Annotated in this window: 17 protein-coding genes and 1 pseudogene; 6 read left to right on the top strand and 12 right to left on the bottom strand. The window is 58.9% G+C overall.

The window, feature by feature from the left end; all coding sequences use genetic code 11:
• Positions 1 to 9: 9 nt before the first annotated feature.
• Entirely contained in the window at positions 10 to 306 is a 297-nt protein-coding gene (locus AC56QP_RS35850) for a hypothetical protein (protein WP_489863735.1), read from the top strand.
• Between the two features lie 261 nt (positions 307 to 567).
• Here AC56QP_RS35850 and AC56QP_RS35855 read toward each other — a convergent pair whose 3' ends face one another.
• Positions 568 to 2,340: a PAS domain S-box protein gene (locus AC56QP_RS35855; protein WP_489863734.1), complete on the bottom strand. Its 1,773-nt coding sequence runs from the start codon at positions 2,338 to 2,340 to the stop codon at positions 568 to 570.
• Positions 2,341 to 2,548: 208 nt separating this feature from the next.
• On the bottom strand, positions 2,549 to 3,076 hold the full coding sequence (locus AC56QP_RS35860; protein WP_489863733.1) for a YciE/YciF ferroxidase family protein: 528 nt from the start codon (positions 3,074 to 3,076) through the stop codon (positions 2,549 to 2,551).
• Between the two features lie 358 nt (positions 3,077 to 3,434).
• Between AC56QP_RS35860 and AC56QP_RS35865 the strand changes: the two genes are divergently transcribed.
• Together AC56QP_RS35865 and AC56QP_RS35870 are read left to right on the top strand one after the other, a co-directional pair.
• Positions 3,435 to 4,046: a flavodoxin family protein gene (locus AC56QP_RS35865; protein ID WP_489863732.1), complete on the top strand. Its 612-nt coding sequence runs from the start codon at positions 3,435 to 3,437 to the stop codon at positions 4,044 to 4,046.
• Between the two features lie 244 nt (positions 4,047 to 4,290).
• The gene (locus AC56QP_RS35870; RefSeq protein ID WP_489863731.1) at positions 4,291 to 5,568 is read left to right on the top strand and encodes a DUF763 domain-containing protein; all 1,278 of its coding nucleotides are present in this window, start codon (positions 4,291 to 4,293) and stop codon (positions 5,566 to 5,568) included.
• A gap of 212 nt (positions 5,569 to 5,780) precedes the next feature.
• Here the strand turns inward: AC56QP_RS35870 and AC56QP_RS35875 are convergent, their stop codons facing one another.
• Together AC56QP_RS35875 and AC56QP_RS35880 are read right to left on the bottom strand one after the other, a co-directional pair.
• A complete protein-coding gene (locus AC56QP_RS35875; RefSeq protein ID WP_489863730.1) occupies positions 5,781 to 5,945 on the bottom strand; it encodes a PCC domain-containing protein in 165 nt (54 codons plus the stop codon).
• A gap of 36 nt (positions 5,946 to 5,981) precedes the next feature.
• Positions 5,982 to 6,299: a plasmid stabilization protein gene (locus AC56QP_RS35880; RefSeq protein ID WP_489863729.1), complete on the bottom strand. Its 318-nt coding sequence runs from the start codon at positions 6,297 to 6,299 to the stop codon at positions 5,982 to 5,984.
• A 657-nt stretch (positions 6,300 to 6,956) separates the two neighbouring features.
• On the opposite strand from AC56QP_RS35880, the gene AC56QP_RS35885 reads away from it, so the two are divergent.
• Positions 6,957 to 7,463, top strand: coding sequence for a YciE/YciF ferroxidase family protein (locus AC56QP_RS35885; protein WP_489863728.1), 507 nt, complete (start codon positions 6,957 to 6,959; stop codon positions 7,461 to 7,463).
• Positions 7,464 to 7,684: 221 nt separating this feature from the next.
• On the opposite strand, the gene AC56QP_RS35890 is transcribed toward AC56QP_RS35885, so the two are convergent.
• The 3 genes from AC56QP_RS35890 to AC56QP_RS35900 form a co-directional block, all read right to left on the bottom strand.
• The gene (locus tag AC56QP_RS35890; RefSeq protein ID WP_489863727.1) at positions 7,685 to 8,704 is read right to left on the bottom strand and encodes an ATP-dependent DNA ligase; all 1,020 of its coding nucleotides are present in this window, start codon (positions 8,702 to 8,704) and stop codon (positions 7,685 to 7,687) included.
• Positions 8,701 to 11,343 (bottom strand): DNA ligase D, encoded by a 2,643-nt coding sequence (gene ligD, locus AC56QP_RS35895; protein ID WP_489863726.1) that lies wholly within the window; start codon positions 11,341 to 11,343, stop codon positions 8,701 to 8,703. Before ligD ends, AC56QP_RS35890 begins: the two co-directional genes overlap by 4 nt.
• Before the next feature lie 231 nt (positions 11,344 to 11,574).
• Positions 11,575 to 13,971, bottom strand: coding sequence for a thiamine pyrophosphate-binding protein (locus AC56QP_RS35900; protein ID WP_497101081.1), 2,397 nt, complete (start codon positions 13,969 to 13,971; stop codon positions 11,575 to 11,577).
• A 125-nt stretch (positions 13,972 to 14,096) separates the two neighbouring features.
• Here AC56QP_RS35900 and AC56QP_RS35905 point away from each other — a divergent pair, with 125 nt between their 5' ends.
• A complete protein-coding gene (locus AC56QP_RS35905; protein ID WP_497101103.1) occupies positions 14,097 to 14,570 on the top strand; it encodes an Lrp/AsnC family transcriptional regulator in 474 nt (157 codons plus the stop codon).
• Positions 14,571 to 14,983: 413 nt separating this feature from the next.
• On the opposite strand, the gene AC56QP_RS35910 is transcribed toward AC56QP_RS35905, so the two are convergent.
• From AC56QP_RS35910 to AC56QP_RS35925, 4 genes are all read right to left on the bottom strand, one after another.
• Entirely contained in the window at positions 14,984 to 15,184 is a 201-nt protein-coding gene (locus AC56QP_RS35910; protein ID WP_489863725.1) for a hypothetical protein, read from the bottom strand.
• Between the two features lie 1,284 nt (positions 15,185 to 16,468).
• A complete protein-coding gene (locus AC56QP_RS35915) occupies positions 16,469 to 17,512 on the bottom strand; it encodes a sensor histidine kinase (protein ID WP_489863724.1) in 1,044 nt (347 codons plus the stop codon).
• Positions 17,509 to 18,996, bottom strand: a complete 1,488-nt coding sequence (locus tag AC56QP_RS35920; RefSeq protein ID WP_489863911.1) for an ATPase domain-containing protein — start codon at positions 18,994 to 18,996, stop codon at positions 17,509 to 17,511. Before AC56QP_RS35920 ends, AC56QP_RS35915 begins: the two co-directional genes overlap by 4 nt.
• A 694-nt stretch (positions 18,997 to 19,690) precedes the next feature.
• Positions 19,691 to 20,008, bottom strand: a complete 318-nt coding sequence (locus tag AC56QP_RS35925) for a hypothetical protein (protein ID WP_489863910.1) — start codon at positions 20,006 to 20,008, stop codon at positions 19,691 to 19,693.
• 424 nt (positions 20,009 to 20,432) lie between these two features.
• Between AC56QP_RS35925 and AC56QP_RS35930 the strand changes: the two are divergent.
• Positions 20,433 to 20,732, top strand: a pseudogene (locus AC56QP_RS35930) (YihY/virulence factor BrkB family protein); the annotation flags it as partial.
• A gap of 20 nt (positions 20,733 to 20,752) precedes the next feature.
• Here the strand turns inward: AC56QP_RS35930 and AC56QP_RS35935 are convergent.
• Positions 20,753 to 21,730, bottom strand: a complete 978-nt coding sequence (locus AC56QP_RS35935; protein WP_489863909.1) for an SDR family oxidoreductase — start codon at positions 21,728 to 21,730, stop codon at positions 20,753 to 20,755.
• Between the last annotated feature and the right edge of the window lie 97 nt (positions 21,731 to 21,827).

Genomic DNA, 21,827 nt, shown 5'->3' on the forward strand with positions numbered 1-21,827 from the left:
GGTCTGGACATGACAAAGATCGTTCTGGAAAAGAAGGCGCGTCAAGGCGGGTGGGGTCGCCACGGGCTGATAATCTTGATCGCAGCACTGCTTCTGACCGCAATAGCCTGGGGCGCCGCGGAGCTGTACGGCGAGCAGGCAAAGACACCAGCGACGGAGCAGGGGGGATCGCAGAGCTCCTCGCCGCCGCAGTCGCCGGCAGGGGACCCCGTGAACTCCAAAACGGACAACATAAACGGCGAGCCGGTCGATCAGAACCCCAAAGTCGAAAAAAACCCCACAGCCGAGTCGACCACGGGAGGGTAGCGGCGGGGGTAAGCACTACGCCTCCCGTTTTGAGGTACCCGCCGGAACCTCAATGGAGGGCTGAAGTTGTCAGCTTGGCGGCGTTTTCCTCCCTGGGGTAGCGCTGCTGGCCATGCTGGCCGCTTGGCCGGCCCGCGTTCGTGTTGGGGACGCGGGCCATTTCCTTATGCGCGATGAAGCTTTCACATCCTAGCCAAACGCCTCGCGAGCTGTAAGGCAGCGCGACGGCGATTGACGCCATTCACCTGCAGCGGATTGGGTTTAGCGATTTTCGGTGTCGCGCTCTTCGCGCAACGAAGCCTCGACGAACGATAGCGGCGCCTCGAGGGTCCAGACCACATCATTGGCGCCGTACTGTAGGTCTCCGGTCCCGCTCAACGCCTGGGGCGTAACGCGCTTCAGCACGATGCTGCCAAAGCCCTTTTTCCCGATCGACTTGATATCGGGTCCGTCCTTCTCCACCCATTTCAGCTTGAGCGTTCGATTGCAGTGTTTGCCGGCAATGCTCCAGGTGACAGCGATGGTGCCCTGATGACCGGACAACACCCCGTACTTGGCGGAATTTGTGCATAATTCATGGAAGGCAATTCCAAGGTACTGCACCGCATTGGAAGTGAGAGTGACAGGAGGACCGGCAATGGTGATCGCGTCTTCCCCGCCGAACGGTTTTGCTTGGGCCGAGAGCAGATCAGAAATGGAGGCGCCTTTCCAGTCGGCCGACACCAGTAGGTCGTGCGACCTCGACAGCGCCATAATACGCTCCCGCACCTGTTCTTGAAATTCGTCGGAGTTCTGGGAATTCTTTTTTGTTTCCCGGATCATCGAAAGAATGACCGAGTACTGGTTCTTCACGCGGTGATTGACTTCGCGCATCAGCATGCGAATACGGTGTTCGTTCTCCTTGGTCGCGGTTATGTCGCGCGCAATCTTCGAAGCGCCGACAATGCGGCCGGCGGCATTGCGAATCGGCGAAATGGTGAGTGAGACCGGCACCTGTTCCCCGTTTTTGCGCTGGCGTATCGTCTCGTAGCTCTCGACCCGCTCGCCACGCCGGAGACGATCAAGGATTCGCGGCTCTTCATCATGGCGGTCAGACGGGATCAACATGGTTACATGCTGCCCGACGGCTTCGGAGGAGGTATAGCCAAAAAGTCGCTCGGCGCCTTTGTTCCAGCTCTTGATGAACCCGTCCAGATCCTTGCTCACAATCGCATCGAAGGACGATTCGACAATCGCGGATAGGTGCAGGGCGGCGTCCTCACCTCTTTTGCGTTCCGTCAGATCCAACAGCATATTGACAGCGCCAATCAGATTTCCGTGCTCGTCCCTGAGCGGGGTGGGAAATGGCAGGAACGGAAAAAAGCTGCCATCGGGCCGCTGAGCGATGGCTTCGACATTACGAACCGGGCGGTTTTGCTTGAGCGTGATTGCCATGGGGCATTCGTCGTGCGGCAATTCCTGGCCGTCGACCGTGAACAGGCGAAAGGTGACGCACCACTGATCCTCGCCGATTTTCGGCTCCCGGCCGGCAAGGTCCGCCGCCGCCTGGTTACAGTAGGTAAGGACACCTCGGGCATCGGTCGTGTAGACCGCGACCGGCAATGCATCCAGGATTTGGTGAAAGCGGGCATCCTTCCGATCTATTTCCAATTCGGCGGACTTGAGCTTGGTCACGTCGACGGTGAAACAGCGCGAATGCACGAGTTGACCGTTTTCCAACTGGCCGCTGGAACTGATCTCCACGTGCTTGATGGAACCATCGCGTGCCCGCAGCCTGGCAGGATATCGTTCGACTGCCTCTCCTCGCGTGAGACGGGCGAGGATATCGTTGATGGCGTGCTCATCGACGTGAAAGCTGGCGATGTCGCGACCGATGTAATCAGGGGCTTCATAGCCCAAAAGGTTCAACTCGGCCTTGTTGGCATGGAGCACACGGCCAGCACCGTCGACGATATGCAAACCAATGCCGCCGTTTTCGAAAAAGTCCTCATAGTCAATTGATGGAAGCCCCGGCCCGGACATGCATTCCGTCATACCTGCGCTTTCCGTAATCTGGGTTCCCGACAGCCTTGAGAAACGTCGACACCCTACAATGGTTCCGCGTGAGGATCATCAGCAATGCCATGCATTTCATCCGTCAATAGATCGCCGCCGGTGTTGCGCTATTGGAGGAAGGGCTCTCACCGGTGGAATAGAATGGCCCCGGCGCTGCCGCCGGGACCATTGAAAAACCGGCTTCAGCTCAGGCTGCTTGCCGCTCGGCCGCCCGGTCGTTCACGCCACCCTCGCCCAGTGACGTTAGAGCCTCGTCGGTGGCTTTTTCCTCTTCCAGGGTCGCGTTGAGAAGCTCAACGACATCACCCTTGCCTAGGGAAGTGGCCCAGGCAATCAGAGTGCCGTAGCGCGCGATCTCGTAGTGCTCGACAGCCTGCGCGGCGCCTACGAGCCCGGCGTCCAGCGACGTCGATCCGTTATACTCATCGAGAATTTCGGATCCTTCCTCGAGAATGCCGTCGATGGCGGGGCAGGTTTTGCCACGCGCGGTCGCGCCGAGAAGTTCGAAGACCTCCTCGAGCCGTTCGACCTGGCCTTCGGTTTCGGCACGATGCTTTTCGAAGGCTGCGGTGACCTGCTCGTCATCTGCGCCCTTGGCCATCTTCGGCAAGGCCTTCAGAATTTTCTTCTCCGCGTAGTAGATATCCCTGAGACCGTCGAGGAGCAAATCCTCAAGGCCCTTGGCCTTGGCGGTCGACTGGTTTGTGCTTGCCATCACTGTATCCTCCTTGTTTGGAAATGACCCGTTGCGGGTGTTTCCAAACTTGGTGAGAAGGCGGGAGTTCCCTTGCGTATTGTATTTCGCAGCTCTGGACGACCCTTCGCAAACGTCGCTTCAAAGTAGCCGGGTTCATCCTGCCGGTCCGCCGGCTATTCAAAGACGCATGCAGCTACGGGTTTCTTTTAGGCATGGCGAGAGCACTATGAGAAAGGCATTCCAAGCTATCGAGGCCGACGGCGTTCCTCACCGCGATCACCGGGGAACAACTCTCTCGAGACGACGTTGGCGCCATGCGAAGCCCCGCGAAAGAAGCTACCGCTGATGGGCCTTCGCGAACGCACTGGATGGCCAAATGCAGCTTACAGCCTTCGCCCTCAACTGCTCACTTAAAGCCTCGGGCGACAAGGAAAGATCGTCCACCGACCGTTTGCTCGCCGATGTTCTTGCGGCATTGGCGCCCTACGATGTGAAAGGCAAAATCGTACGGGCGCTCGACCACGACATCAAGCCGGGCGTACTTTCAGATATGGGCAAGGGGGACGATTGGCCGAAGCCTAGGAAGCAAATACTGGCAGCCGACATCTTCGTGCTGGGACTGCCAATCTGGCTCGGCCAGCCCTCGAGCGTCGCTAAGCGGGTTTTGGAGAGGATGGATGCGTTTCTGGACGAGACCGATACCCATGGGCGGATGCCGGCGGCAGGAAAGGTTGCCTTGGTGGCGATCGTCGGAAACGAGGACGGTGCCCATCACTGCCACGCCGAATGCTTTCAGGCATTGAACGATGTTGGCTTCACGATACCCGCCAATGGCGGAATCTACTGGGTCGGCGAGGCCATGGGCAATGTCAACTACGTCGACTTGCCAACGACGCCGCAAGGGGTGGGCGAAGCTATTGAAATGGCTGCTGCAAATGCCGCGCACCTCGCTGGTCTGTTGAAAGCCGACAACTTCCCGGGTGTATGACGGTCAATGCTCGATAGATGCTTTTGATTTGATGCCTAGCCGACCAAGGAAGAGGTTCGCGCCGATAGCAGCAAGGACTATGGCCAGCCAGATTGACTGCTGCACGAACGGACTGGCACAAGGCAATCGGGACTAGACTTGATATCGTTCGGCGCCGAGGGAGCAAAAACAAAAGAGGCTTCTTCGCGGCGGCTCGGATACCTATCTGTCAACACAGGACAGACATCGCAACAGGCAAACAGGCGTGGCGCAACGATCGGGCAGTGCTGATCTTCCACTTCACGGCGGACGCGTGCCAAAATGGCTAGGCGACCGCATGACGCGCCTTGGCGCCGTCATGTGCGAGGCGATCGTTCATCACTATGGCCGTAAAGAATTGCTGCGGCGTCTGGCGCATCCGTTCTGGTTCCAGTCATTCGGCGCCGTAATGGGTATGGACTGGCACTCGTCCGGGATCACAACCAGCGTCGTCGGCGCATTGAAGCGCGGTCTCACGCCCTTGTCGGACGAACTCGGCATTCATGTCTGCGGCGGCCGGGGCGCGCATTCGCGCAAAACCCCGCATGAACTGGCCGCCATTGGTGAGCGTATTGGCTTCGACGGCACTCGCCTGGCAACCGCCAGCCGGCTTGTCGCGAAGGTGGACAGCGCTGCCGTTCAGGATGGGTTCGACCTCTATCTGCACAGCTTCATCGTCACCAATGACGGCGACTGGGTGGTGGTACAGCAAGGCATGAACGGCGACAGCAAGGTTGCGCGCCGCTACCATTGGCTGTCCGAAGGTTTGAAGAGTTTCGTCGATCAGCCGCACGCCGCCATCGAGGGCGCCAATCAGGGCAAGATCGTTAACCTGACCGATCACCGTGCCGAGGCCTCGCGCCAGGGCCAGCTGGACCTGCTTCAAAGCCTAGGGCCCGACCGCATCCTGCGGGAATTCGCTGCCTTGAGCCCGGCCACGGCGTCGACGCCGGCGCAGCCGCTGCTGCCGCATCTTGTCATGCCGGCTCACCATGATGTGCGCGAAAGCGACGTCGTGATGCGCCGACTTCATGGAAATATGGCGGCGGCCGCCGAACGTGGCCCTGCGGATTTTTCCGAGCTTCTCCTGGTCCCGGGAGTGGGCCAGCGCACGGTGCGGGCGCTGGCCCTCGTCGCCGAAGTGGTGCATGGCGCGCCGTGCCGATTTTCAGACCCTGGCCGTTTCTCGCTGGCGCATGGCGGCAAGGACAGGCACCCGTTCCCGGTTCCGCTCAAGGTCTATGACGAGACAATAAGCGTATTGAAGTCGGCCGTTCGGAAGGCCAAGCTTGGGCGCGAAGAGGAAATTGGCGCGTTGAAGCGCCTTGACGAGCAGTCACGCCAAGTCGAGCGATACGCCACCGGCCCCAGCCTGAAGGAGATCGTCGCTGGAGAATTCGACCAATCGCATCTGCTCGGCGGCCGCAGTGTCTTCGGTTGGGAACAGGCGCCTGACAGCTCCGCCCCGGAGCAGAGCAAGAAGGGCGTGGCGGGATCGAGTTGACTGCGCCGCCGCGGCTCGGAGGTCACAAATTCCGGGCATTTGCTGCGGCGCAGGTGACCAGGCGCCAAGGTCACTTCGGGCGTCGGCCGCACGGGGCCCTCAAGCAGATGCCCGCCCCTGGTCGTGCCGTCCCTCAATCCTAATGCTGAATGGACGTGGAGGCTGTGCCGTCGTCGCCCAGCGCCACATTTTCGCATTCGAATCAAACCAGCCTACGGTCGCTCTTTCGAACCTCCGATCGCGGTCAAGGACGCATTGCCGATCCTGTCGTCGACCGTGAAAGCCGTCAGCGAAGCGAACGCTTCTTCGCCGGGATCAAGGATCACGACGAAGGTGCGTTGAAAGCTGCCGACCTCGCGGATGACCCGTGATTTCATGCCCTCGATCTCATCAGGGTGGCCGTAATCACGAACTCAACGAGCACGGTGCTCGGCATTTCGCTTGCGGGTTGCGGCGGCTTTCTTTGCCGATTCCGAGCGGCTTGCCGCGGAGCGCGAAGCCGATGCCTTGCCGCCGCTTTCACCGCCCTTGTGCGCCGCCGGGTGACCGGTGCGCTTGCCGCGCCCGGAGCCGCCTTCCTTCTTGCCACCACCATCATCCTTGTTGACGGTCGCCCAGGCGCGGCGTTCGGCCTCTTTGTCAGAAACCCCACGTTTTTCATAGCCTTCGGCAATGTGGTCGGCTTTGCGCTCCTGCTTGTCGGTGTATTTCGATTTGTCGCCTCGTGGCATAACCATATCTCCTGTTGGATGTTGGATTGGTTTTGAACGTCAAGCCGGCAGGTGAGTTCCCGCCGACGCCAGGAACTGCTTCCTGAGGTTCGCGGGCTGGGAAGAGCGCAGCAGGAGGGCGAGGGGGAGAGCAGCGTCGATGCGACCGCGCATCGATATAGGCGAGCAGAGCTTGGCGCGGGATCACTGACCTGGCCAGCGGATGGCCTGCCGCGTTGCTTGGGCCATGGACGAACCTTGGGTGGCGGAGCCGTTCAAGCGCGGCAAGCGTCTCCGTCGTGGGTCAAGGTCCCTCTCCGTTGCCAATGCAATGAAGTATATTCGGCCCACCTTCCCAGTGACCATTTTTCGCCTGGCATCTGGGCAGAACGCTTATTGAGGCAAAGGCTCCAGGCCGGGTTCTACTTGCGATGGCCCGCTCGGTTTGAGAGATTGGCGACCATTCTCGCGACGGATATGGGCGGTAGGGCAGAGCGGCCAGCTAGCGTCCGGCGAATGGATTTCTCCCTTCCGTATCAACCACCCCCACCAGTGAAAAATTAGGAACCGCGCCGCCGTCGGCACGTTGATCAAGCAGGCCGAGCCCCTTCCTCGGCGTCATACGGTGGTAGCCAACGCGCCGCCGGTTTCATCATCAGAACTGGGAAAGGCAAGATCATGGGTTTCTTCTCGAAGGACATCAAAACACTCGACGATCTTTTCGTGCACACGCTGCGCGACATCTACTACGCCGAAAAGCAGATCGAAAAGGCGCTGCCGAAGATGATCGACAAGGCGACCGATGCGCAATTGAAAGCAGGGTTTGAAAAGCACCTGGAGCAGACCAAGGGCCACATCGCCCGTGTGGAACAGGTGTTTGAATTGCATGGCGTCAAGGCAAAGCAGGTCAACTGCCCGGCAATTGACGGCATTCTTGAGGAGGCCGACGATGTCAGCGCCGATGTCGACGACAAGGAGGTCCTCGATGCGGCGTTGATAGCCTCGGCTCAAGCCGTCGAACATTACGAGATGACCCGCTATGGCACTCTCATTGCCTGGGCCAAACAGCTTGGCCGCAGCGACTGCGCAAATGTGCTGGCCAAGAACTTGAAGGAAGAGCAGGCAACCGATCGCAAGCTTACCGAAATGGCGGAAAGCAAGATCAATATGCAGGCAGCCGAATAAGGCACTCATATCGACTGGCCAGTGCATGTCCTGGCCAGTCGATCACAAAAAGCTATGTGCTAACTATTTGTTTTTAAAACAAATATCGTTTGTTCCATAATGTTTGTTATGCAACTTTTAGTTGCAAGAAGGCGCATTCTGTCCTGAAGTGCGGCTTTGCGTGTGGCTTATCAACTCCTGAAGTTTTGCCCCCGAGAACATCCAACCCCCGACAGGTTCGCTCACTGATTCACAATCTGCTCGAACGTGCACTGTCGGGGACTTTTGTCGGGGCGCCATCGCAAAAATTTGGTGCCATGCCGGAAGCGATCGCCGGTGATGTGATCGAAGCGAACTTCCGCCACCAGTTCCGGCCGCAATGGCTCCCACTGGCCGCTTCTTTCCGTGCTCCACCGGCTGGGGCCTCCCGGCGCTTTGCCGGTAAAGCCGGGAGGCGACCGTAAAGCCTCAAGTTGACGCGTGAGGTTTGCGCGGTGTTCCTGCGCGATTGTCGATGTAAACCCCACATGGTCAAGTTGCCCCTGATCGTTGTAGAGGCCGAGCAATAGCGAGCCGACCTCGTGTGATTTGGCAAGGTAGCGGAAGCCTCCGACGACGCAATCCGCCGTGCGTAGCCGTTTGACTTTTACCATGGCGCGCTCGCCGGGCCGATACTCATCCTCAAGTAGCTTCGCAACGACTCCGTCGGTCGAACCGTGGCCGGATTCGCGAAGCCACAGACTTGCGATCGCCACATCCCGTGTACAGCGCGATAGCTCGAGATCGATGCGTCCCGCCGACTTTACAAACCGTTCCAGCTCCGCGCGTCGCGCCGTAAGAGGCCGCTGCCTCAGGTCACCCTCCGAGCCTGCCAACATATCGAACAGAATAAACTTGGCCGGCGTTGCAACGGACAACTTCTGAATTCTGCTTTCAGCCGGGTGCAGCCGCATCTGAAGGGCATCGAAAGAAAGCGAGCCATCAATTTCGATGACGATCTCGCCATCGACGACGAATTCCGTCGCTTCCAGTCCACGCAGCAGCGCTACGACTTCCGGGAAATATCGGCCAAGCGGCTTTCCCGATTTTGCTCTCAGGTCCACGGCGTCGCCAGTTTTGAAGGCCAGGCAGCGAAAGCCGTCCCATTTGGGTTCGTATTGCCATTGGTCGGTGCCGCTCGGCAACGCGTCGGCGGCCTTTGCTTCCATCGGCGCGGTGTCCAGTGGAAGGGGAAAAGACGGTATCGTTGTGTTCGATGTCATGCGGCGAGCTTCGCTGAACCCATCCGTTTGATGGCAATGCTGATCGATCGCTCGCCATCGTGGTAATCGGCCCACGCGGCGGTCTTTTTCATGAGGCTCGGCACTGTTCGAACGGTGTATTTCTTCGGGTCGAGGTCGGCTCTTACCTGCCCCCAGGTCAGCGGCATGGATACAGTGGCACCCTCCCTGGCGCGCGGTGATAAGGGGGCGACCGCCGTCGCCATGCGATCGTTTCGAAGGTAGTCGAGAAAGATTCGCGATGTCCGCAGCTTCTTGGCCATGTTGATGAGGTAGCGTTCCGGACGGTCTGCCGCCATTTGCGCGCACAGCGCTTTGGCGAAGGCCTTTGCCTCCGGCCAAGTTGTGTTGCTGCGCTGTCCGGCCAGGGGTGTAACCACGTGAAGACCCTTGCCCCCCGTGGTCTTGCAAAAGCTCACCAAGCCCAGATCGTCGAGGCGCTCGCGCATTTCCTTGGCCGCTATCACCACCTCCGCAAATGTAACCTCAGGTCCAGGATCGAGATCGAACACCAGTCGGCCGGGAATTTCAGGATGACCAGGCTGGCAATTCCAAGGGTGCAGCTCCAAGCCACCGATTTGGGCAATCGCCGCCAAGCCTTCCACACGGTCAATCTGCAAGTATGGCTTGTGGTCGCCGAAGACTTTCACCAGTTCCAGCAGATTGGACGTACCTGGCATTGCGTGGCGCTGGAAGAACTGCTCGCCGGCGTAGCCATCCGGGGCTCGCACAAGCGAACAGGGGCGGCCCTTGAGATGTTTGATCATCCAGGGGCCAACGGCCTCAAAATACTCCGCCAGGTCGAGTTTGGTGACCGGCTGGCCACCATCGCCGGCATCTGGCCAGAGCGGCTTGTCAGGCTTGGAAATGATGACGCCCATTACGATCGGGCTTTTCCCCGTCCGGGCGGTTAACTTGGCGGGTTCGACTATCTGGGTCTCTTGAGGATCGGCGGGTCGCTCGGCCTCGACATCCTTCGCCGGCTTGTCCTCGCGCAAGCCCTTGAAAGCGGCTTGCCGCACATTGCCACCGGCAGTCCAGCCGGCGAATTCGATCTCCGCAACCAATTCCGGCTTCGTCCAAAAGACAGTAGAATCCTTTTTCGGCGCGCCATCGCCTGTAAACGGGGATGTGGCCACCTTCTTCTGCTTTAGCCTTGGGAGCAGCTGTCTGACCTTCGCCTCGCTGTATCCTGTCCCGACACGGCCTATATAGGCGAAATGGTCGCCGCGGTTCACACCGACCAGCAGCGACCGGAACTTGCCGTTGGTTGTCGACCAGCCGCCGATCACGACCTCATGTCCGGCGCGACATTTGGATTTTGCCCAGGTATCGGTTCTGCCCGACACATAGGCTGCATCAGCCTTTTTCGAGACGATTCCCTCAAGTGAAAGACGACAGGCGGAGCGCAGCACGGCATCGCCGCCATTGGTGAAGTGCTCGACGTAGCGGATAAGATTGGCCTCGCCGCGTTCGACCTCGCCAAGGATCTCGCTCAGCCGTTCCTTACGTTCACAAAGAGCCAGCTTTCGCAGATCGATGCCGTCGGCAAACAAGAGATCAAAGGCGAAGAAGATTAGGTTTTTCGTTCTGCGCTCCGACAACGCGGCTTGCAGGGCGGCAAAGTCGGGAGCCCCATTTTCGCCAAGTGCAACGATCTCGCCATCGATGACGACATCGGGAAGATGGACGGCCTCCTTTGCGATGGCGCCAAACTTCTCCGTCCAGTCCAGGCCTTTCCGGGTCTTCAACGTGGCGACGCTCTGTTCGACGCGCAACTGGACGCGATAGCCATCGAACTTGATTTCGTGGACCCAGTCGGTGCCTGCCGGCGGACGAGAAAGCGTTGCGCAGAGCTGTGGTGCGATGAAGTCGGGCATTTTTGCCCCGGAAGAGCGAGCGATCTTTCTGGCGTGCGGAGATGACTTTGCAGTGGTGGCGACGCGCTCGTTACCATCACGACCGCGATTGCTGTCCCACACGGCGTCGGCCGCCGATTCACCTTGCATAATGAACGGCTTGGGTCCGGCTCCCTTTCCCGCGGCAATCGCTTCCATACTGCGCCCGGAGGCGACGGACCGGGCCTGCTTCAGAACCGCGTCGCCGTTGCCGTCCGTTGCGTATTTGTCGCGGTGTTTGATCAACAACCAATTGGTTCGTTTCCCGCCATCGCGGTTGCGCTTCATGCGCACCAGGACAAAGCTTCCGTGCAGCCGCTTGCCTTCGAGCGTGAACTTCAGATCGCCTTTCTCCAAAGCTTCTTCCGGAGACATGGAGCCTTCCGGCTCCCAATATCCACGATCCCACAGCAGCACCGTACCACCGCCATATTGACCCTTGGGGATGGTGCCCTCGAAGTCGCCGTAGTCTAGCGGATGGTCTTCCACCTCTACTGCGAGGCGTTTGTCGTGTGGATCCAGGGACGGCCCCTTGGTAACGGCCCATGACTTGAAGACGCCACCAAGCTCAAGGCGAAGATCATAGTGTAGCCGCGTGGCCGCATGTTTTTGAACGACAAACCTCAGTCGGTTCGAACTCGCAATCGAGCTCTCGCCACTCGGTTCTTTCGTCTTCGTGAAATCCCGTTTGGCTCGATAGGTGGAAAGCTCGCCCTTTTTCACGGTAATGTCCCAGCTGTTGACGCAACGCGCGATTCAACGCCGTGGAGGGGTTTTGGTTCGGTCAGCGCTGAATAACGCCTGATGAGGGCTCTTGAGCCGCCAGACCGGTCGCCCTAGGCAATCGCGGGTGGCTCATCCTGCCGGAGAAAAAGGCGACCCTCAGCGACACAACGACAGGGAAACAGCTCCTTCAACGGACCGGGACCGCAGCGCCTCCAATTTGGTGCCCGCTTAAAAGACCGTCCTCAAGTGCCGTATTGGCTTTCCCGGCGCAATACCTTGCGCGGCCTGGGCGATGCTCTGGGCGTCAAGTCCATGGTGCCGATAAAGATCAGCGATGGTGCCGGCCTGGCCGAAATGCTCGACGCCTAACGAACGCGTTCGATGGCCTTTGACGGAGCCAAGCCACGCCAGCGTAGCAGGGTGGCCGTCGATGACCGTGATCAACCCACAGGTGGATGGAACGTCCCCAAGCAATCGCTCGACGTGGCTGCGGGCGTGAACCAAGCCGCGCTCTCTGGATCGCTGCGCGGCGGTCCAGCCGGCATTGAGCCGATCCGCAGACGTGACGGCCAGAAGCCCGACGTCACGCCGATCCTCGCCGATTAATCCGGTCGCTTCGATTGCCTCCGGGGCAACCGCGCCACTGTAGGCGACCACGACCTGGGCGTTGGGTCCTGGTTTGCGCATCCAATAGCCGCCATTGAGAATGTCGTCGGCAAGCGTGTCATCAAGCACGCGTTTCGGTTGCTCGATCGAACGGGTCGAAAGCCTGAGATAGACCGAGCCGCCGACGGCGTCCCTGAGCCACGTCACGGGATCGGGTTGGGTATCGCCGGAGCGCTGCAGGTAGTCGAACGAAAATCGCAGGATTGTTGCGAGCTCGTCGACGAAAGCCGGTTCGAAACTGGCAAGCCCATCCTGTGCCATTCCTATCAGCGGCGTCGCAATCGATTGGTGAGCGCCACCCTCAGGCGCAAGCGTCACCCCCGAGGGTGTTGCGACAACTATGAAGCGAGCGTCCTGATAGCAGGCATAGTTCAACGCATCGAGGCCGCGTTCGATGAACGGGTCGTACAGTGTCCCAATTGGCAACAGGCGTTCGCCGAAAATCGAATGGGACAATCCCAAGGCCGAAAGCAGGAGGAACAGGTTCATCTCGGCAATGCCTAGTTCGATGTGCTGACCGTTCGGAGAGAATTCCCAGTTGAAAGTCGATGGAATGCGCTCTCGCTTGAAAACGTCGACCAACTCCTTGCGGGCGAAGAGCCCGCGGCGGTTGACCCATGCGCCGAGATTGGTCGAGACGGTGACATCGGGCGAAGCTGTGACGATCCTTCTCGCCAGATCGGTGTCCTGCTTCGCGATCTCGTGCATGAGAACCCCGAAACCTTGCTGGGTCGACATGGAGGATTGCGCGGAAACAGTGAGGGCCGCAGGCACTGCAATTCTGGAAGCCTCGAAGCGGCGCCGTCCCTTGCGATTGAAAGGCGCCGCATCGATGAATTCCCTCAGCTGCCCTTCGGGATGCGAAAGACCTTCGAATGGCTCCCACTCGCGTCCGGACCGCACGCCGGACCTGGCTCGCATGTCTTCGATTTGGGTCGAGGTCATCAAGCCGGCGTGATTGTCCTTGTGCCCGGCCAGCGGCAGGCCAAATCCTTTGATTGTATAGGCGAGGAAACAAACCGGCCGGTCATGAGTGCGAGCGTGTTCAAATGCCCCCAGCAACGAAGGCATGTCATGCCCCCCGAGGTTCATCATCAGCCGGGCCAAATCTTGGTCAGAACGGCTCTCGATGAGCTTTGAAACCGGGCCCTGGTCCCCAAGGTCATCCAGCAGTCGCTTGCGCCATGCCGCCCCGCCCTGAAAGGTCAGCGCTGAATAGAGCTGGTTGGGACAATGCTCGATCCATTCGCGCAAGGCCTTCCCGCCTGGTTCGGCGAAGGCTTCGTCCAGAAGAGTTCCGTATTTGAGGATGACGACGTCCCAACCGAAATTCTGGAACAACGAAACAAAGCGCTCCCACAGCCCTTCCCTTACGACGGCATCCAGGCTCTGGCGGTTGTAGTCTACGATCCACCAGGTATTGCGCAGGCCGTGCTTCCAGCCTTCGAGCAAGGCTTCGAAAATGTTGCCCTCATCCATCTCGGCATCGCCAACAAGGGCAACCATGTGGCCCTCCGAATGATCCGCGGCCATGCCTTTTGCTCGGAGATAGTCCTGCACAAGCGAACAAAATAGCGTCTGGGCGACACCGAGGCCGACCGAGCCAGTCGAGAAGTCGACATCGTCCGTGTCCTTGGTTCGTGAAGGATAGGACTGCGCCCCCCCATAGGCGCGAAACGCTTCCAACTTGTCGCGCGTCTGATTGCCGAAGAGATATTGTATGGCATGAAAGATGGGGCTGGCGTGCGGTTTGACCGCGACCCGGTCTTCTGGATGCAACACACGGAAGTAAAGTGCGGTCATGATGGTCGCAAGCGAGGCCGATGAGGCCTGATGGCCACCCACCTTGAGCCCGTCATCACTCGATCTAAGGTGATTGGCGTGGTGGATCATCCAGGTCGATAGCCACAGTATTTTTCGCTCAAGATCTTCCAGGCACGCCAGTTCGTGTTTGTTCATTTCTCGGCTCCCACATACGACAGCATGAGGATAACGCCCGCAGCCAAGGATTGCGGCTAAAATTGCTATCTTGTAGGGATGAATTAGCCAATCTCAGCCAGCTGGAACGACGAAAGCGCGAATTTGTGCCAAATCATGAGATCGACGAAGTTGACCGTAAGCTGCTCGCAGCGCTTCAGGCTGATGCGCACGCGACGATGGAGAACCTCAGTGAAATAGTGGCCCTCTCCCCCTCCCCCTGCGCACGCCGGGTTCGGGGGCTTGAGAAATCGGGAGTGATCAAGGCCTATGTGGCGATCGTGGACCAGGTGAAAGTTGGTCTGCCAGTTAGCGCATTTGCTTCCGTCAAGCTGGAACGACAAAGAGAAGAGGAACTGGACCGGTTTTCAAGTGCCGTTCTGCGCTGGCCGGAAGTGGTGGAGTGCTATTTGATGACCGGCAGGATGGATTTTTTGTTGCGTGTCGTGGTCAAGGACCTTGATGCGTACGAAATGTTCTTAAAGCAGAAGCTGACAAGGTTGGACGGCGTCGCATCCATTGAGTCGAGTTTTGCCTTGGGCCAGGTCAAACATGCGCACGGCCTGCCACTTGCTCTTTAGGAAGGGCATCCCGCTGTAGGCGTGGATGCTGAGAAGTCATTGGCCTATGCTGCAATTTCTGGAGCCGACCGGACAATCCCGCAGCGCGGCCGAGCCAAACAAGGCCTGCTGTGGTGATGCGTGGGATCGAGCCGCAGTGCCTCTGCGGCTCCAAGGGCGATCCGTGCGAGGCGAGTAGGCCTTGCATTTTCGTCCAGACGATCAATCTCTACTTCCTGCGAGCCGCTAGATCGGCAAAGATTTTCTCTCGATCACCCTGATGCTTCTTGACCAGGGCAAGGGCCTGTTCGCGGTCGAGAAGTCCAAGTTTCATAATGAATGCCAATTCATGCTTGGGCAGAGCTCCATCAGGCACCTGTGCTCGGATACCCCGCCCTCGCTTGCCGCCCGCGGTTTGTCCGTCCGACATAACGTTATGAACTCACATCCGTCGAAGTTGATCGCGATGTCGGTCTCCATCTCAATGTTTCGTTGTTGGCCATTGCTGCGAAGCTATCGGCTTCATCGCGCGTCAACCCGACCAGGGCCTGGCCCGCAAATTCGGCCGGCAGATCGAAAATCTGATCAAAAACCGCCCAAGTCTCAAACGGCTTCTGCACCACGACAAATCGCATAATTTGCTCCCCAACTTTGGACGCGCCCTAAATCCACGATCAAAGATTTTGTTCCCGAGAACCAAGCAGAAATTCGATGGCGAACCTTAGGTCGAACGGTAGCATCATCAAGGGTGACCGTTGTCTTAGCGGTGCCAGCTGTTGATGAGCGCGCCGCTGATCACCGCGCCTGGCAGCGGGCAAACTCGCTAGACGCCGAGGGCCGCGGCGGCACCAGGAAGTCGAAGGCAGAACACGATTGAATTGAGCCAATGAGCTTAGGCCACATCAACCTCCCGCGTTTATGGGCGGGGACGTCGCGGCTTGAAAGCCAGTCCCGGTGGACAGCGTGGCGGTATTTCTCGGCAATGTCCGCCTTCATCTTCTCAGAGCCGTTGTTCGCCATCATTGATGAGGAACTTGCTCCGCGCGCGCTCCCGTCGCCTTAATCTGCCGGTCGCCATTAGGTTTGTCGCAGCCGACGGGCTTGTTCTTGCCGCAGGCAAGCGGCTCGCCATCGAGGCCGTTGAGGCATGCATGGCTGCTCCTTGCCGTTCTTGCAGACCTGCGCTGGCATCGCCCATAAAGACAGGCACTTGCCTTAACCCGGCCGTGGCCCTTCGTATCGTGCGCCTTCCATCCACAATGCGAGAGCAATTGCTGCGGAACGCCCCTTCACTTCACACTTGCGGCCTCGATAGTTTCCTGCAGCGATCCACACTGTCTTTGAACGTTGATAGATTGTGATGCCCCGAGCACTCGCCCAATCACACAAATCCTCTACGCTTTGCCGATACATTCTGGTCCTCGTCCGTTACCTCCATCACAATTCCAATTTGCGGGCGTCGATATGGTTTCCAAGAATAAAAAAAGCCACTGGCGGGCCTGGAAGCGGAGGTCTCGGCCGTCCGCACGGCGCTGCTCGACGCCTGTAAATTAGACATCTTGCGCCCAGTGTCGGAGGAGTCACGGTGATACGGCGATTGTCTAACTCCAATGCTGGAGAAGCCTCGCTGTTGGGCAACTAGGGCGTCAGCTCGGTTTCGTTAAGCGTCTCCAGGCGGATCAGCGCGGTGATCCTCTGGCGATCCTTTGCAGATTGTTTTTCTCCCGGTGCTGCAGTTCGCGCAGCAGCGTATCCTTCTCACGCACGCGTTCCTCGATCGGGTATCCTCGGTCTCGCATGGCCAGAAACGTCGACCAGCGCCGCCAGCCGAAGGCCTGCGTTCTATTCGGTAGCTACCAGTATCGGCGATACCAGCACCCCGCATGCCAAAGCTCGAAGCGGAGATCGCAATAGGCCTCTCAGGAGTAGGCTGGCACGAGTCGAGTATCGCGAAGCGGCAACGCCATAGTGAAATGCAGGCCATCACGGTCGTAGTTCAGCTCGACCTTGGCATCACACTGGACTGCCACCACCTTCTCCAGCAACGTCGTGCCGAACCCTCGCCGCTTGGGCGGCTCCACCTTCGGGCCATCGTGCTCGCGCCAGTCGAGATTGACGATCTGAACGTTGCTGACGCTGCCCACCGACCAACGCACGTCGAGCCGTCCGTGCGGGCGCGAGAGCGCGCCGAACTTGGACGAGTTGGAGGCAAGTTCATGGAACGCCATGCCAACCGGTATCGCAATGTCGGCGACCAACGCCACGTCAGGGCCTTCGAGCAGGATACGCGGCCTGTCGCGCGTCTCGTAGTGCCTAAGCTCGCCCTCTAGCAACTTCTTCAGCGAAGCGGTCTGCCAGTAATCGTCAGTCAGCATTGAGTGGGTATCGGCGAGCGACACGATCCTGGCCGAAAAGTCGCGCACGAAATCCTCGATGCTGCCGCTAGACCGTACCGTCGCGCCCATCATCGCCCTCACATTGGCCAGCGTATTCTTGACGCGGTGATGCAACTCCCGGATCAACAGCTTCTGCCGATCGGCAACCTCTTGCCTCTGCTCGATGTAGGATCTGACCTCCAATTGACGTGCCCTGGCGCGCAGCGCCGACCGCACCGAGTTGGCAAGGCTGGAAGCCAGGAAGGGCCGCTCAAGCACGATCAGGTAGCGATCGAGAAACGCCAGCCGCTTGTCGAATTCGGTTCCGCGCATCACGAGGAGCACGATCGGAAAATCGGACCATGCCGGTTGGTTGTCCAGCCATGATGCGAATGCGGCACGATCAGAACTGATCAAGGCTTCCTCGGCAACGACCAGGCACTGCGCTTCCGCCAGCAACGGCACGGTCTCTTCAAGCGACGCACAAATGCGTGTGCAAATCTGGCTGGTCGCCAGGATCGATGCGGCGATCTGGGCATCCCGCCCCAATGGAGCCAGGATCAGAACTTCAGCTTTCATCGGCATCATGATGCCTTGTCACTCAGCAGATCGGATTGTTTGCCTTCGAAGAAGGGAACTCCGGTCAGAATGCCTCTGAACTGATCAAGTGGCTCGCCGACAGAAAGGCCCTGGCTGCTGATCCTGAATTCCCGGATCGTATCCTCATGCGAACCAACACGCTTTTTAACCACCGATATTGCCCTTCGAAGACGTCCACCGCTCTCGAAGAAGCGCAATAGCATCACGGCATCGCACAGGTAGGTCATGTCCACCGGTGTTGCCATCTGGCCGATCAGCCCATGGTTTGCCAGCAACAGGATGGTGACCACGCCCTTCTGGTTCAAATAGGTCAGGATCTCATGCATCTGCAGCACGAGATGCTGCTCTTCCGACATCGCATTGAGATAGCCGGTGAGGCTGTCGATGACGACAATCCGGACGTTGGATTCATCCACGCCGGACTGGACGCGCGCTGACAGCTCACCCGGCGAAATCGCCGCTGGATCGATCTGTTCGAGCAGGAGGGTGCCGTCGTTGACGAACCTCTTGAAATCCATGCCAAGACCAGCCGCTCGGGTCAGAAAGATACGCTCGGTCTCGTCGAACAGAAACACTTGCACGCGTTCGCCCCGAAGCAACGCGGCGTGACAATAGGTGCAGGCGATCGTCGACTTGCCCACTCCTGACGGTCCCATCAGCAGCGTGCTCGTGCCGCGGTCAAGGCCCCCTCCGACAAGCGTGTCAACGGAGCTTTCACTGAGTGCCGGCGTTCCGTGCTTGGCTTCTTCATGCTCGCCCGCCACGAGCCGGGGGAACACAGTGACGCCGCCCTGCCGGATGACGAAATCGTGGAACCCGCCGCGGATCTCCACGCCCCGCATCTTGATGACACGCAGGCGGCGTCGCTCGCCACCGTAAATGGGCGATAGTTGTTCCATGCGGATAACGCCATGACTTATGGAATGCAGATTGAGGTCATCATGTTCGGCTGTCAGGTCGTCCAGCAGCAGCACGGTGGCGTTGTTGAGAAGAAAGAAGCTCTTCAGCGCCAGGACCTGGCGGCGATAGCGAAGAGAGCCCTGTGACAACAGCCGAATTTCCGAGAGGGAGTCGAAGACAACCCTGTCAGGTTTCATTCGTTCAATCTCGGCCAGTGCTGCCTGGACCGTTTCGCCAAGCTCGAGATCGGAGGAATGGACGAGGGTCTGCAGTTGCGACGGATCGAGGCTCAATTCCGGGGGAACCAACTCCAGGATTTTTATCCCCTCAAGACCCCAGCCATGCCGGTTGGCTGCCGAAATCAATTCCCGCTTGCTCTCTGAGAGCGTGATGTAGAGACACCGCTCTTGATTGCGGGCGCCCTCGATCAAGAACTGAAGACCGACCGTCGTCTTGCCGGAACCAGGCCTGCCTTCGATGAGATGGGAGCGATATTTCGCGTAGCCCCCTCTCAGCACATAGTCGAGACCTGTTACGCCCGAAGCCACCGGTGATGCATCGTCGCTGTTCACGTTTTGACACCCCTAGGGATTGCGTAACGCCGTGGATTTTCAATGGTTCCCGCACGGCAAGGCCCGTTGATGATTGCCCTGTTGCCCGCCGACCGGTTTTGACTGGGGTATCGCCGCGACTGTGCCGGATGGGAAAACATCCACGCGCGCGCTTGAATCAAGGACAATGAGATGGGCTTCTTCAGCAAACTATTTTCAAATGTTGCGAGCAGGCAATCGCCCGGGAGGAAACACTCAGGCGATATGCGCAAGGACACCGGCGCTGGGCCAGCGCTGGCGGCTCACTCCACAGATGCGAAGCGCATGGGCCCCCGGTCAAAATCCACAGGCAGCAAGGAAAGAAAAACCCAGAACTGACAACAGATGGCAATGAGGGTCTCGCCAAGCGCTCAACGGCCGCTCTAGGCAGCCGTGCCTCGTGCGCTTCAGGCCCGAGGTTACAACCTGGATAGGAGGCGCCATTATGGCTCAGGACAAAACAAGATCGCACGACGAGGAGCGTGAGGCGATCCATCTGGCCGAGTAACCCGACGTATCGCCGAAGCAGGCGAAGTATTTGTTGCGCGAGTACCGGCGGCGACTAAAAAAGGCTACGGACAAGGCAAAGAATTTTCAAGGCGGAGGGTTAGTCGGCAGCCACAAGAAGGTTGAAACACAACCTCGCCGTCGCGGGCATGTACCTCGAAGCGCAGCACTACCCTTGGTCCCGTTTGCTACCCTTGCGATCCGACGATCCGCCTTCCTCGATAATCGCCTCAGCAATGTACTCCTTCAGGTCACCAACCTCGTCCTGGATGTCCTCGGCCGCAATGCCTTCCTCTCGGGCATCCGCGATGCACTGGCTGGCGAGTTCTGAAACAACGTCGACGCGGTCCGCGACGAGGGTTGGCTTCTCGACCACATGCTCGTCAATCCAGTCTGCGACAAAATGGGCCGTTCGATTGACAATGAGATCGGCATCTTCGGACAGTTCGGCCTCACCTTCCACGTCATCTTTGGTCAACGCCTTCATGGAACTCACCGTTTGGGATTTATCTCCAAACGCCCATCCGCCCCCAAAAAGATGCACGTGCCTGGCGATAATAATCGAAGCCGCATATGCGCTTCGGCAGTGAAGGAACAGGGAGCGCGCGCCCACGTTGTTGGGCGCGACTCGAACCAGGTTCGATGAATTTTAGGAGGCGGGCGATGAAAGACCTGGCGTTCAAACATCGGCCAAGGTGGGCCTGCGTGAAGGCGCCAAGACCGGTGGATTGGTACCGTGCAGGAAGCATTCATTCTACTTGAAAGTGCGGATCGGCCTGGAGACCGGACGCGGCTTCATCGTGACGCTTGCGAAGTCGCGGACGACGCGCTGGGCGGCAATCGAATCGCGGAAGACCCACTCGACGCCTTTGTCCTGGCCGCCAGGGAAGCAGGCCTTCGCCTTGAGCCTTCAGTGGCGATGGCTGAGCTGGGGCGCTCTCATCGCGACAGCGGTGTGGATCTCAGCTTCATGGCTCTTCTCCTTCTATCTGCAGCATTTTGCCAACTACAATGCGACATACGGATCGCTTGGCGCGGTCGTCGGTTTGATGATGTGGACGTGGATTTCAGTCATCGTCCTGATCGCCGCCGCCGCCATCAACGCGGAAATGGAGCAGCAGACGGCCGTCGACTCCACCACGGGCCCGGCGCGGCCGATGGGAGAGCGCGGGGCCGTGGTCGCTGACACGTTAGGCAAGATTGCGGATTAACGCGCTTGAGGCCGCGACGATCAATAGCCACCAATTACTGGCAGGATCTCGCCGGTGATGTAGCTGGAACATTGCGGTGATGCCAAAAACACATAAGCGGGTGCAATCTCTTCCGGTTGTGCCGGGCGTTTCATCGGTGTTTTCGCGCCGAATTTCGAAACGTCGCCTGCCCGCTTTTCAGAAGGGTTCAGCGGTGTCCACACCGGACCGGGCGCGACTGCATTCACGCGAATTCCCTTGTCGATGAGGTTGCCCGATAGCGCCCTTGTGAAAGCGTGGATACCACCCTTGGTCATCGAGTAATCGATCAGTTCCTTTGACCCATCTATGCCCGTTATCGACCCGGTGTTGACGATTGCCGAGCCGGGCTGCATATGCGCGACAGCCTCCTGCGCCATATGAAAATATCCATAGAGGTTGGTCTTCAAGGTGGCGTCGAAATGATCCTCGGTCAGGTCGGCGAAATCGGTCGAATGCACCTGGAATGCTGCGTTGTTGACGAGCACGTCGAGCCTTCCCAATTGCTTGACCGTATTCGCCACGGCCTTGCGGCAGAAGGTTCGGTCCGCCACATCTCCGCGCAGAATCATGCAGCGGCGGCCTTCGCTTTCCACCGCCTGCTTGGTCACCTCGGCGTCGGCATCCTCGGACAGATACAGAATCGCCACATCGGCGCCTTCGCGTGCAAAAAGAACGGCGACGGCCCGCCCAATGCCGGAATCCCCTCCGGTGACTAGCGCCACCTTGCCCTCGAGCTTGCCAGAGCCGCGCCAAAATGGAGCATCGTAGAGCGGAGCTGGTTTGATCTCTGCTTCATGGCCGGGTTTGAGATGATGCTGCTTTGGAAATGGCGGCACCGGGTATTTTCGCGCACCCGCCTGCATCGCCCCGATGGGTTTTGATTTCGGTTTTGCTCGATCGTCGGCATCGACCTTGCGCTGTATGCGCTGCTGCTTTTGCACGGTCGTCGAGGTCGCGGTTTTCCTATCGCTCGGCATCGCTGTCTCCTGGGTTGCTGAGGACAACGTGCGTCTAAGGAAAAGGTTGGCTGGGTTCGCTGCAAAAAGCGCAGGTGTTCGATTCGTGGACGCTGGA

Source organism: Mesorhizobium sp. RCAM 05104, from assembly GCF_059683645.1.

Excerpts from the sequence above, each read along its gene's own strand:
- AC56QP_RS35850 (WP_489863735.1), top strand. The coding sequence starts at position 10 with ATGACAAAGATCGTTCTGGAAAAGAAGGCGCGTCAAGGCGGGTGGGGT.
- AC56QP_RS35855 (WP_489863734.1), bottom strand. The coding sequence starts at position 2,340 with ATGACGGAATGCATGTCCGGGCCGGGGCTTCCATCAATTGACTATGAG.
- AC56QP_RS35860 (WP_489863733.1), bottom strand. The coding sequence starts at position 3,076 with ATGGCAAGCACAAACCAGTCGACCGCCAAGGCCAAGGGCCTTGAGGAT.
- AC56QP_RS35865 (WP_489863732.1), top strand. The coding sequence starts at position 3,435 with ATGCAGCTTACAGCCTTCGCCCTCAACTGCTCACTTAAAGCCTCGGGC.
- AC56QP_RS35875 (WP_489863730.1), bottom strand. The coding sequence starts at position 5,945 with ATGAAATCACGGGTCATCCGCGAGGTCGGCAGCTTTCAACGCACCTTC.
- AC56QP_RS35880 (WP_489863729.1), bottom strand. The coding sequence starts at position 6,299 with ATGCCACGAGGCGACAAATCGAAATACACCGACAAGCAGGAGCGCAAA.
- AC56QP_RS35885 (WP_489863728.1), top strand. The coding sequence starts at position 6,957 with ATGGGTTTCTTCTCGAAGGACATCAAAACACTCGACGATCTTTTCGTG.
- AC56QP_RS35890 (WP_489863727.1), bottom strand. The coding sequence starts at position 8,704 with ATGACATCGAACACAACGATACCGTCTTTTCCCCTTCCACTGGACACC.
- AC56QP_RS35900 (WP_497101081.1), bottom strand. The coding sequence starts at position 13,971 with ATGAACAAACACGAACTGGCGTGCCTGGAAGATCTTGAGCGAAAAATA.
- AC56QP_RS35910 (WP_489863725.1), bottom strand. The coding sequence starts at position 15,184 with ATGCGATTTGTCGTGGTGCAGAAGCCGTTTGAGACTTGGGCGGTTTTT.
- AC56QP_RS35915 (WP_489863724.1), bottom strand. The coding sequence starts at position 17,512 with ATGATGCCGATGAAAGCTGAAGTTCTGATCCTGGCTCCATTGGGGCGG.
- AC56QP_RS35925 (WP_489863910.1), bottom strand. The coding sequence starts at position 20,008 with ATGAAGGCGTTGACCAAAGATGACGTGGAAGGTGAGGCCGAACTGTCC.
- AC56QP_RS35935 (WP_489863909.1), bottom strand. The coding sequence starts at position 21,730 with ATGCCGAGCGATAGGAAAACCGCGACCTCGACGACCGTGCAAAAGCAG.